This is a genomic window from uncultured Parasphingorhabdus sp. (assembly GCF_963677535.2).
GTDB lineage: Bacteria > Pseudomonadota > Alphaproteobacteria > Sphingomonadales > Sphingomonadaceae > Parasphingorhabdus.
On the sequence record NZ_CAXXUT010000003.1, the window covers coordinates 528,000 to 539,061 of the forward strand.

The window sequence follows — 11,062 nt, forward strand, 5'->3', positions numbered from 1 at the left end:
GGAATTAAGACATGAACCAAGTAACAAATTTTGCAAATCCGATCGCAAAGCCGGAAACATTCGACCAGATCCAGATCGGCCTCGCCTCGCCGGAGCGGATCCGCAGCTGGTCCTTTGGTGAAATCAAGAAGCCGGAAACCATCAACTACCGGACCTTCAAGCCGGAACGCGATGGCTTGTTCTGCGCGCGCATCTTCGGTCCGGTAAAGGATTACGAATGTCTGTGCGGTAAATACAAGCGCATGAAATACAAAGGCATCGTTTGTGAAAAATGCGGTGTCGAAGTCACGGTGACCAAGGTCCGCCGCGAGCGCATGGGTCATATCGACCTCGCTGCGCCGGTTGCCCATATCTGGTTCCTGAAATCGCTGCCATCGCGCATCGGCCTGCTGCTCGACATGCAGCTCAAGCAGCTCGAGCGTGTGCTCTATTTCGAAAGCTATGTGGTGATCGAGCCCGGCTTGACCGCGCTGGAAAAATTCCAGCTGCTGACCGAAGACGAACTGCTCGAAGCACAGGATGAATATGGCGAAGACGCTTTCTCTGCCGGCATCGGCGCGGAAGCGGTCAAGATCATGCTGCAGGACCTGGACCTGAAGCAGGAACGCGACGATCTGATGGAGGAACTGCGGACGACCAAGTCGACGCTGAAGCCCAAAAAGATCATCAAGCGCCTGAAAGTGGTCGAAAGCTTCATCGACTCCGGCAACAAGCCGGAATGGATGATTCTGGAAATCATTCCCGTCATTCCGCCCGAGTTGCGCCCGCTGGTGCCTCTCGATGGCGGCCGTTTCGCGACTTCCGATCTCAACGATCTCTATCGCCGCGTGATCAACCGGAACAACCGTCTGAAACGCCTGATGGAACTGCGCGCGCCGGATATCATCGTCCGTAACGAGAAGCGCATGCTTCAGGAATCGGTCGACGCATTGTTTGACAATGGCCGTCGTGGCCGGACCATCACCGGTGCGAACAAACGCCCGCTGAAATCGCTGTCCGACATGCTCAAGGGCAAGCAGGGCCGTTTCCGCCAGAACCTTCTCGGTAAGCGCGTCGACTATTCCGGTCGTTCGGTTATCGTGACCGGTCCCGAGCTGAAATTGCATCAGTGCGGTTTGCCGAAGAAAATGGCTCTCGAGCTGTTCAAGCCGTTTATCTACGCGCGCCTTGATGCCAAGGGCCTTTCGATGACGCTCAAACAGGCCAAGAAATGGGTCGAAAAAGAGCGCAAGGAAGTCTGGGACATTCTCGAGGAAGTGATCCGCGAGCATCCGGTGATGCTTAACCGCGCACCAACGCTTCACCGTCTCGGCATCCAGGCATTCGAACCGGTATTGATCGAGGGCAAGGCCATCCAGCTTCACCCGCTGGTCTGCTCCGCGTTCAACGCCGACTTTGACGGTGACCAGATGGCGGTCCACGTTCCGCTGAGCCTCGAGGCCCAGCTGGAAGCGCGCGTATTGATGATGTCGACCAACAACATCCTCTCTCCCGCAAACGGCAAGCCGATCATCGTTCCTTCGCAGGATATGGTTCTCGGCATCTATTATCTGACAATGGATCGCAAAGGCGAACCGGGCGAAGGCATGATGCTGGCCGACATGGCCGAAGTGCATCAAGCGCTCGAAATCGGTGCCGTAACCTTGCACTCCAAGATCACCACCCGGGTTCCGCAGACCGATGAGGATGGCAACCCCATTCTCAAGCGGTTCGAAACCACGCCGGGCCGTCTGCTGATCGCCGAATGTCTGCCGAAATCGCACCTGGTGCCGTTCGACATCGTCAACCGGTTGCTGACCAAGAAAGAAGTCGGCGACGTGATTGACCAAGTCTATCGTCACACCGGCCAGAAGGACACGGTCCTGTTCGCCGATGCGATCATGGGTCTTGGCTTCCGTCACGCTTGCCGTGCCGGTATTTCCTTCGGCAAGGATGACATGATCATTCCGGATTCCAAGGATGCCACGGTTGAAGAAACCCGGGCCCTGGTTGCGGACTATGAGCAGCAATATCAGGATGGTCTGATCACGCAGCAGGAAAAATATAACAAAGTGATCGACGCCTGGTCCCGCTGTGGTGACACGGTTGCGAACGCGATGATGGACGAGCTGGCCGCGACGCCAGAGGACGAACATGGCCGCGAGCGCGAGATCAACGCGATCTACATGATGAGCCACTCCGGCGCGCGTGGTTCGCCAGCCCAGATGAAGCAGCTGGGCGGCATGCGCGGCCTGATGGCCAAGCCTTCCGGCGAGATTATCGAAACACCGATCATCTCGAACTTTAAAGAAGGCCTGACGGTTCTGGAATATTTCAACTCCACCCACGGTGCCCGTAAGGGTCTTGCGGATACGGCGTTGAAAACGGCAAACTCGGGTTATCTGACCCGTCGTCTGGTCGATGTTTCGCAGGATTGCACGATCGTCGAAGAAGATTGCGGCACCGAAAATGCACTGGAAATGAAAGCCATCGTCCAGGGCGGTTCGGTTATCGCATCGCTGGGAGAACGTATCCTTGGCCGGACCATGGCCGAAGATATTATCGACAGCAAAGACGACAGCGTCGTGATCAAGGCCGGTACCTTGCTGGACGAAGCTGCCATCCTGGTGATCGAGGAGCTCGGCATCCAGTCCGCGCGCATTCGCTCGCCGCTGGTTTGCGAATCCAAAATGGGCGTTTGTGGCACCTGCTACGGTCGTGACCTTGCTCGCGGTACTCCGGTGAACATCGGTGAAGCGGTTGGCGTTATCGCCGCCCAGTCGATCGGTGAGCCGGGCACGCAGCTGACGATGCGGACCTTCCACATCGGCGGCGCGGCACAGCTCAACGAGCAGTCCAATCTGGAAGCCGTAGCCGAAGGTACGGTCCAGTATCGCGACATGCCGGTGATCGAGGACAAGAACGGACGCTTCCTGTCGCTTGCCCGCTCGGGTGAAATCGCGGTGATCGACAATGACGGTCGCGAACGGTCCGCCGACAAGCTTCCATATGGTACTAGCGTGCTGGTCAAGGACGGCCAGAAGGTGAAACTGGGCGATCGCCTGGCAGAATGGGATCCGTTCACCATGCCGATGATCACCGAGAAACCCGGTGTGATCAAGTTCCAGGACGTCATCGAAGGCAAGACGATGACCGAGCAGACCGACGAAGCCACTGGTATCGCGCAACGCGTGATCACCGAATATCGGGCTTCCGGTCGCGGCGCGAACAAGGAAGATCTCCGTCCGCGCCTGACCCTGCTGGACGAGAACAGCGGCGAAACCGGTCGCTACATGCTCGCCAACGGTGCAACCCTGTCCGTCGAAGACGGTGCCAAGGTTGCTGCCGGTGACGTGCTCGCCCGTGTCTCTCGCGAAGCGGCGAAGACCCGTGACATCACGGGTGGTCTGCCACGGGTTGCCGAACTGTTCGAAGCGCGCATTCCGAAGGACAATTCGATCATCGCCAAGATCGACGGACGGATTGAATTCGTTCGCGATTATAAAGCGAAGCGGAAGATCGCGATTGTGCCGGAAGAAGGCGAGCCGGTCGAATATCTGGTGCCGAAGACGAAAGTCATCGACGTTCAGGAAGGCGATCTGGTCAAGAAGGGCGACAACCTCGTTTCCGGTTCTCCCGATCCGCATGACATTCTGGAAGTCCTCGGGGTTGAGGCTCTGGCCGAATATCTCGTGTCGGAAATCCAGGAAGTTTACCGACTGCAGGGCGTGAAGATCAACGACAAGCACATCGAGACGATCGTTCGTCAGATGCTGCAGAAAGTTGAAATCACCAATGGTGGCGACACCACCTTGCTGCCGGGCGAACAGGTCGATCTGGAAGAGATGCTCGAGTATAACGCCAAGCTGACCAAGAAGCAGATTCCTGCCGAAGGCAAGCCGGTTCTTCTCGGCATCACCAAGGCCAGCCTGCAGACGCGCAGCTTCATCTCTGCCGCGTCCTTCCAGGAAACCACCCGGGTGCTCACCCAGGCGGCGGTCGAAGGCAAGAAGGATCAGCTGATCGGTCTCAAGGAGAACGTGATCGTTGGTCGCTTGATCCCGGCCGGTACCGGTGCGGGCATGAACCGCGCGCGGATTGCGGCCACCAGCCGTGATGCGGCGCTCCGGGCGCAACAGCAGAAGATGCTCGACGCGATGCAGGCTGCGGCCGATCTGAAGGCGGAAGAAGTGGCCAGCGCCGCGGCTTCTGCTGCCGAAGCCGAGCCTACGGCCGAGGATGTTTTCGGTGAAACGCCGGTCGAGGAAAACCTGATCGCTGCGGACAGTGCGGAAGAACAGCACGAAGCCGAACTGGCGCAAGGCGATGAAGCCGCAACCGGCGATTCCCACATGGCCAAAACCATGGGTGAAGGCATCGAGGAAAGCGATACCGAAGCGGCCCAGACCGACGAAGACTAAGACCAATAGTCTTCCGCGTCAGGAACCATATTGAAAAAGGCCCCGCCGGAGATAATCCGGCGGGGCCTTTTTTCATACCAGAGCCACAAGGGCTGCCGTAAAAACTAGAAGCGTATCTCGCAGACCGACATTTTGCCCTGCACCGTGGTCCGCCACTGGCCGGTCCACTCACCACCCTGTGAAGCGGCGACCGCCGGACATTTTCTGCGCGCATCCTGCTGGTTCCAGATCGGACCGGCATTTACGTCGCGGGTACGACTGGCCGGAGCAGGAGCTCGCCGCGGCGCCGGACGGGACACGGTCGCCTGCCGCGAACTCGATGTAATTTGATACAGATCGGACTTTGATCCGCCGTTCTGGCCATAGCCGACCCATTTGCGATAGAGGTCGAGCTGCAATTGCACATTGCGTGAAGAATCATTCAGATAGACCGACCACTGATCACGCCCGGTTTCTGTGAACCGGAACGTGGCCTGCCCCCGGTCGTTAAATTCGGCCCAGCGGCCCGGCCCGGTCTGCCTGAAGCTGCCGCCAGAGAAGAACACCTGTTTGACATTGCGACCGTTGGTCTCGGCGCGCGGTGCCGGAGACGGCGAACGCACGCGACCATCATTGCGATAGGCGCTGGCGATTCGATAAAAGTCGCGCTTCGGACCGCCATTGTCGCCCAGAAGGATCCAGTTGCGGTGAATGTCGATCTGCAATTGCACATTGCGCGAAGGATCGTTCAGATAGACCGACCAGTCATCCCGACCGGTTTCGTTAAAGGTAAATTTTACCCGTCCGTCGGCACCATATTCGGTCCATTTCCCTCTCCCCGTATTCCGAAAATGCCCGCCATTGAAGCGCACTTCCGAGACATTATATCCGTTCACACCCTGCTGTTGCCGCTGGGCAAGCGCTGTTTCAGTGAAGGTCAGGGAAGTCGCTCCCAGCGCGGCAACGGTCAGGCCCATTGCCACCGCTCTGTTTAGAAATTGCATGGATTCTCCACATTTATTGGCGCGACCCGCAAACGGGGTTGCACAAAGCGGCCATACTTATCAAGAATCTTCGGTTTTTATCTTCCCTTCCGCCAGCGCCTTACCGGCGGACGGTCTGTTTGGCGATGCCCAGACGGATCAGGCCGATGTCACTTTCTCGAGCGCCTGGTCGAGCGCCGCTTCGCCCCTCATCATCTGCCGGTCCGCCGCGATGACTGTCAGGTCGGTGATTCCGACAAAGGCCAGTATATGGCGCAGATAGCCGGACGCGAAATCAATCTCGCTGCCCACTTCGGTCCCTCCCGATGCAATCAGCACATAGGCTTTCTTGCCCGTCAGCAGCCCTTCCGGCCCCTTGGCGGTATAGTGGAAGGTTTTTCGGGCGCGGGCGATCAGATCGATCCATGCCTTGAGAGCCGCCGGCACGGCAAAATTGTAGATTGGCGTGCCGATCACCAACGTGTCCGCAGCGACCAGTTCATCGACCAGCGAGTCCGACAAGGCCAGTTCCGCCTTCTGTGCATCGTTGCGTTCGCTTTCATCGGTGAAATTCGCACCGACCCAGTCCTCGGTCACGAAGGGCAAGGCCTCGGTCAGATCGCGGGTGACGATATGGTCCGGCGCCAGCCGTGCAATCAGCGCATCGGTCAGAGCGCGGGAGGTTGAGCCGGCTTTGCGCGCGCTGGCGTCAACACGAAGGATATTGCTGGACTGGGTCATGATATTGGTACCTTTTGCTTGAAGTTGAGACAGAATGGGAGGGACGCTCCGGGGGTCAGGGGATAAAGAGCGCCCCTCCAGGGGCGGGGAGTTAATCTTGGGGCTCCCACGCTTCGACAAAGACGAACTCGGCCGCGTCAATCGCTTCGATCTTTAGCGATGCGACGTCCCGGATCGCCAGGGAATCGCGCGGACCGACACGCTCGCCATTGACCCGGATCCGGCCGGTGGAGCCGACCAGATAGACATGGGCGCCATCGGCAATCCGATGCGCGATCGTCGTGCCTGCGCTGAGCGTAGCGCCATAGAGGCGCGCATCCGCCCCTATCATTAGCGCACCACCCTTGATGTCCTCCTCGAAACCGCTGGCGAGGATTTCCAGCTGGCCGGAACGGTCGCCTCTTGGAAAGGCTTTCGCATCCCAGCGCGGTGCACCGCCGGCGGCGCGCGGTTCGATCCAGATCTGGAACAGGCGGGTCTGTTCGTCTTCCAGATTATATTCGCTGTGCATCACGCCGGTGCCGGCGCTCATCACCTGGACATCGCCGGCCTCGGTACGGCCTTCATTGCCTATATTGTCGCGGTGGGTAATCGCTCCATCGCGGACATAGGTGATGATTTCCATATCCTTGTGGCCGTGCATCGGAAAGCCGGTCTTCGGCTTGATCTCGTCATCATTCCACACCCGGATCGGGCCAAAGCCCATGCGGGCCGGATCCCAATACTTGCCGAACGAAAAATGATGCCGGGCCTGCAGCCAATCATGGTCTACATGGGCCAGATCCTTGAACTCTCGTTTCTCCATCATTGTATTTCTCCTGTTCGAGCGGGCCTTGTTTCCGCTCTGCTTGAGAAAGAGATAGGGCGATCCCAGTGTTTCTGAAATAGCCGAAATTGAATTTGATTGTTTCCATTTTTTGCTTAATGTAACGCCATGGCATTACCCGATTACGAAGCCTGGGCGATTTTTGCAGCGGTTGCGCGGCTGGGCAGCTTTACCGCTGCCGCGCAGGAACTGGCATTGTCCAAACCGACGATCTCGAAGGCCATATCGCGGCTGGAAGAGTCGCTCGGCACGGTGCTGTTCCACCGCACCTCGCGCAGGATTTCGCTTTCCACCGCAGGCAAGGCGCTACTCCCGCATGCGCGGCAGATCGCTATGGACGGTGAAGCAGCGATGGAGGCCGCGCGCGATACAACGCATCTGTTACAGGGGCAGGTGCGTCTGGCTGCCCCGCTCAGCTACGGTCTTTCGCATCTCGCACCGGTGATCGCCGACTTCATGTGCGCCTATCCGGAAATCACCGTCGACCTGCAGCTCAATGACGCGCGGGTTGATCTGGTCGAGGAAGGCTTTGACTGCGCGATCCGGATCGGCGCGCTGCCCGACAGCAGCCTGAGAGCGATCAAGCTGCGCAGGATGAACGGCTATTTCATCGCCGCCCCGAGCTATGTCGAGCGCAAGGGCCAGCCGGCAACTCCGGCTGACCTGAACGACCATGATTGCTTCATTTATTCCAACACGCCGAGCCCGGAGATATGGCAAATCACCGGCCCGGATGATCAGACAACCCACATCCGCCCGAAATGCCGGTTCCGGAGCAACAATGGTGATGTCATGCTCCCGGCGGGCGCTGATAGCCGGACGCGGAATCGGATATTTGCCCGATTTTCTGTGTCAAAAGGCACTGGATGCAGGAGAGCTGATCGATATTCTTCCGGGTTTTCGCATCGGGGATATCGCCCTCAATATCGTCATGCCCCCTTCCCCCTTGCGGCCGGCCCGGGTGGATGCCCTGGTGGATTTTCTGAAGGACAATTTGCGCTGACGGAGGAATCGACAGTTTTGCTGTCCTACACCGCCAGGATTTAGTAGCCTCGCGTAATGACCAGAAAGATACTGATCCGCCCCAGTGACACTCGACCACTTCCCGCCAGATATCCGGCCTGTCCGGCTGCGACCGGATTGGCAATATTCGAAGAGAAGATGATTTTTTCTTAACAGTGTAAAGTTTGTAAAGTTCATCAGGAAGACCGGCCCGATAATAAATGCTGATTGAATCCATCTTGCCTCGTCTCGTCGCGGACCCGATAACACGCTGGTCGCAGACAACGCTACGATGGCCGCCGTCCGAAAGACCTGGAGAAACGCCATGCCAAGCGCATTCAACCTGCCGCAAGGCACAACCGGTTAGATAGTTATGATGATCCGGATCTGGCTTCCCCTCTTCGCCCTGAGCATCGCCGCCCCCTTGTCCGCGCAGGAAGCAGCGGATAACGGGATCGATGCCGAGACAATTCTGGCGATCAAGGGCCTGCAACTGCTGGACCAGCGGATGAATACCATCGGCTTTCGCCTGATCAGTGCCAATGCGGCTTATTGCGATGAGCAAACCGCTAGCAGCGGCTTGCTGCTCAATGATGTTGCCCAATATGCCGATCAGGATACCGCCCGTTTCGCGCTCGGATTTGACGGCTCGATCGGAATCACCGCGGTGGCACCGGACAGTCCCGCTGCAAGGGCGGAATTGTCACCGGGCAACAGCCTGCTGGCAATCAACGATATCGCAATCGAGGACATTGTGGTCGATGAATCGCAATCATCGCTCCAGCCGCCGGCCTATCGACGGATCGATACGATCAACCGGATGTTGCGCCAGCAGCTCGCTACGGGCGCGATTGAGCTGACCATAGCGGAAGGCGGTGTCAACAGGACTGTAGCGCTCACGCCGGTCCAGACCTGTCCAGGACAATTTCAGGTCCGGGTCAGCGCCGACCGCAGCGCTACGGCGGATGGCAAGCTGGTCAGCGTTTCCTCGCGTCTCGCCGAATATTTTCTGAGCGATGACGAATTTGCCGCGGTCGTCGCCCATGAACTGGCGCATAATCTGCTGAAACACCGCGACCGGCTCGATGCGCAACAGGTCAATCGCGGCTTTTTCGGCCAGTTGGGCAAGAGCGCCGGCCGGATCAGGGAAACCGAGATTGAAGCGGACCGGCTATCGGTCTGGCTGATGGCCAATGCCGGCTATGACCCGCAGGCCGCGATCACTTTCTGGACCCGCTACGGCAAGGAACATGGCAAGGGCATCTTCTCCGCCTCGACGCATTATCGCTGGAAAAAGCGGGTGCAGCTGTTCGAAGAGGAAATTGCGAAAATGGACGCGATGGAAACCGTCGACGGCAAATATGCGCCGCCACTGCTGAGCGGACCCGACTGACTCAATCGTCGTCCTTGTAGGCGTCCTTGCAATTGCGGCGTTCCTGCTTGTTGCGCGCTTCATCAAGGCACAGGTCGCGCTGCTTTTTCCGGTCGGCCAGCGCCTTGCGCCCCAGATCCTCTTCCCTCTCGGACTGGGTCTGGGTGGTCGCATCCACTGCGGTCTCGACAACCGTACCGGCGGCCCTGAACGGCGCGGTTACGATTTTGCTGACGCAACCGGACAAGAGCATGGCAACAAGAGCGGCCGTCAATATGGGTGATATGCGCATGATATACTCCTCAGCTGCTCCCCGCCGGCATCGTGACCGCCTGAACGGCTCAGGACTCCGCCAGCAATGTCTCTGCTATTTCCCTGATCTCGCTGCCAATCTCCGGATGGGCCAGCGCCAGCGCCAGATTGGCTTCGACATAGCCCTGTTTCGATCCGCAATCATAGCGCTTGCCGTCAAAGGTCATGCCGTGGAACGGCTGCTGGCCGATCATCTGCGCCATCGCGTCGGTCAGCTGGATCTCGCCGCCAGCGCCCGCTGCCTGGGTTTCCAGAATCCGCATCACTTCGGGTTGCAGAATATAGCGGCCGGGCAGAATGAGGTTGGATGGCGCGGTGCCGGCCGCAGGCTTCTCGACCAGCCCCTTGACCTCGGTGATGGGACCGTCGCGATAGCCGGGATCAATGACACCATAAGAGGGCGTTTTCTCGATCGGAATTTCCAAGGCACAGACGATATTGCCGCCAAGCTTGTTATAGGCGTCGACCATTTGCTTCATGCAACCAGGCGAACCGACCATGAACTCGTCGGGCAGGAAGATGGCAAATGGCTCGTCACCGATGATGTCGCGCGCGCACCAGATGGCATGACCGAGCCCCAAGGGCTCCTGCTGCCGGACAAAAACACAGTCACCGGGCTTGAGCCGGGTCCCTTCGAGCACCGACCGGTCTTTTCCCCGGTCCGCCATGTTGCGCTCGAGTTCAAACGCCATGTCGAAATGATCCTCGATCATGCCCTTGCCCCGACCATTGACGAAGATCATCTGCTCGATCCCGGCCTCCAGCGCCTCGTCGACGGCATATTGCAGCAGCGGGCGGTCGACGATCGGGAACAGTTCCTTGGGCATGACCTTGGTCGCCGGCAGAAAACGGGTGCCCATTCCGGCAACAGGGAACACGGCTTTTTTAATCGGTTTCATATTTCTGTCCTAGTCCTTCAACTTGTTGGCGAAGCTGGTCCGCAATTTTTGCAGTTTCGGCGGGATGGTGGCGACACAATAAGGATTGGAGCGCCCTTCGTCAGCCCAATATTGCTGATGATAGTCTTCCGCCACATACCAGGGGGCCGGCCCCTCGATAGTGGTCACAACCGGTTCGGCGCGCCCCTCTGCCGCCCGCTTTATGCCGGCTTCGGCTTCGGCGCGCTGCTGATCGTCGAGCGGGAAAATCGCCGAGCGGTACTGGGTGCCGATATCATTGCCCTGCCGGTTGAGCTGGGTCGGATCATGGGTAGCGAAGAAAATATCCAGCAGATCGGCATAGCTGACGACCGCATCGTCGAAACCGATCTTGATCGCCTCGGCGTGCCCCGTGGTCCCGGAACAGACTTCACGATAGGTCGGGTCGGGCTTGGCGCCGCCAATATATCCGCTTTCGACGGAAGTGACTCCGGCGATATCGTTGAAGACCGCTTCGGTGCACCAGAAACAGCCACCGGCAAAAATGGCTTCCTGCTTGGCCATATAAA

At 58.5% G+C, this 11,062-nt stretch carries 9 protein-coding genes and 1 pseudogene; 4 read left to right on the forward strand and 6 right to left on the reverse strand.

What is annotated here, in order from left to right:
• The first annotated feature begins 11 nt into the window (after positions 1-11).
• Complete coding sequence (rpoC, locus tag ACHZCJ_RS09480; RefSeq protein WP_321325896.1) at positions 12-4,400, forward strand: DNA-directed RNA polymerase subunit beta'; 4,389 nt, start codon at positions 12-14, stop codon at positions 4,398-4,400.
• Positions 4,401-4,504: 104 nt separating this feature from the next.
• Here the strand turns inward: rpoC and ACHZCJ_RS09485 are convergent, their stop codons facing one another.
• The 3 genes from ACHZCJ_RS09485 to ACHZCJ_RS09495 all read right to left on the reverse strand — a co-directional run bounded on the left by ACHZCJ_RS09485 (position 4,505) and on the right by ACHZCJ_RS09495 (position 6,911).
• Positions 4,505-5,383: a mannan-binding lectin gene (locus ACHZCJ_RS09485; RefSeq protein ID WP_201295661.1), complete on the reverse strand. Its 879-nt coding sequence runs from the start codon at positions 5,381-5,383 to the stop codon at positions 4,505-4,507.
• Between the two features lie 138 nt (positions 5,384-5,521).
• The gene (locus ACHZCJ_RS09490) at positions 5,522-6,103 is read right to left on the reverse strand and encodes an FMN-dependent NADH-azoreductase (protein ID WP_159645974.1); all 582 of its coding nucleotides are present in this window, start codon (positions 6,101-6,103) and stop codon (positions 5,522-5,524) included.
• Between the two features lie 91 nt (positions 6,104-6,194).
• Positions 6,195-6,911 carry a pirin family protein gene (locus ACHZCJ_RS09495; RefSeq protein ID WP_321325900.1) on the reverse strand — a complete coding sequence of 239 codons (717 nt, stop codon included), beginning with the start codon at positions 6,909-6,911 and terminating at the stop codon, positions 6,195-6,197.
• Between the two features lie 126 nt (positions 6,912-7,037).
• On the opposite strand from ACHZCJ_RS09495, the pseudogene ACHZCJ_RS09500 reads away from it, so the two are divergent.
• From ACHZCJ_RS09500 to ACHZCJ_RS09510, 3 genes and pseudogenes are all read left to right on the forward strand, one after another.
• Positions 7,038-7,664: pseudogene (locus tag ACHZCJ_RS09500) on the forward strand (LysR family transcriptional regulator); the annotation flags it as partial.
• Positions 7,665-7,716: 52 nt separating this feature from the next.
• Positions 7,717-7,932 (forward strand): LysR substrate-binding domain-containing protein, encoded by a 216-nt coding sequence (locus tag ACHZCJ_RS09505; RefSeq protein ID WP_321327770.1) that lies wholly within the window; start codon positions 7,717-7,719, stop codon positions 7,930-7,932.
• Between the two features lie 372 nt (positions 7,933-8,304).
• Positions 8,305-9,324, forward strand: coding sequence for a M48 family metalloprotease (locus ACHZCJ_RS09510; RefSeq protein ID WP_394700089.1), 1,020 nt, complete (start codon positions 8,305-8,307; stop codon positions 9,322-9,324).
• Position 9,325: 1 nt separating this feature from the next.
• Here ACHZCJ_RS09510 and ACHZCJ_RS09515 read toward each other — a convergent pair whose 3' ends face one another.
• From ACHZCJ_RS09515 to msrA, 3 genes are read right to left on the reverse strand one after another with little or no spacing between them, the layout of a single operon-like run.
• The gene (locus ACHZCJ_RS09515; protein ID WP_321325903.1) at positions 9,326-9,595 is read right to left on the reverse strand and encodes a DUF6726 family protein; all 270 of its coding nucleotides are present in this window, start codon (positions 9,593-9,595) and stop codon (positions 9,326-9,328) included.
• 49 nt (positions 9,596-9,644) lie between these two features.
• Positions 9,645-10,514, reverse strand: coding sequence for a UTP--glucose-1-phosphate uridylyltransferase (locus ACHZCJ_RS09520; protein ID WP_159645989.1), 870 nt, complete (start codon positions 10,512-10,514; stop codon positions 9,645-9,647).
• A gap of 9 nt (positions 10,515-10,523) precedes the next feature.
• Positions 10,524-11,057 (reverse strand): peptide-methionine (S)-S-oxide reductase MsrA, encoded by a 534-nt coding sequence (msrA, locus tag ACHZCJ_RS09525; protein ID WP_100092828.1) that lies wholly within the window; start codon positions 11,055-11,057, stop codon positions 10,524-10,526.
• Positions 11,058-11,062: the final 5 nt, after the last annotated feature.

Excerpts from the sequence above, each read along its gene's own strand:
- rpoC (WP_321325896.1), top strand. The coding sequence starts at position 12 with ATGAACCAAGTAACAAATTTTGCAAATCCGATCGCAAAGCCGGAAACA.
- ACHZCJ_RS09485 (WP_201295661.1), bottom strand. The coding sequence starts at position 5,383 with ATGCAATTTCTAAACAGAGCGGTGGCAATGGGCCTGACCGTTGCCGCG.
- ACHZCJ_RS09490 (WP_159645974.1), bottom strand. The coding sequence starts at position 6,103 with ATGACCCAGTCCAGCAATATCCTTCGTGTTGACGCCAGCGCGCGCAAA.
- ACHZCJ_RS09495 (WP_321325900.1), bottom strand. The coding sequence starts at position 6,911 with ATGATGGAGAAACGAGAGTTCAAGGATCTGGCCCATGTAGACCATGAT.
- ACHZCJ_RS09505 (WP_321327770.1), top strand. The coding sequence starts at position 7,717 with ATGTCATGCTCCCGGCGGGCGCTGATAGCCGGACGCGGAATCGGATAT.
- ACHZCJ_RS09510 (WP_394700089.1), top strand. The coding sequence starts at position 8,305 with ATGATGATCCGGATCTGGCTTCCCCTCTTCGCCCTGAGCATCGCCGCC.
- ACHZCJ_RS09515 (WP_321325903.1), bottom strand. The coding sequence starts at position 9,595 with ATGCGCATATCACCCATATTGACGGCCGCTCTTGTTGCCATGCTCTTG.
- ACHZCJ_RS09520 (WP_159645989.1), bottom strand. The coding sequence starts at position 10,514 with ATGAAACCGATTAAAAAAGCCGTGTTCCCTGTTGCCGGAATGGGCACC.
- msrA (WP_100092828.1), bottom strand. The coding sequence starts at position 11,057 with ATGGCCAAGCAGGAAGCCATTTTTGCCGGTGGCTGTTTCTGGTGCACC.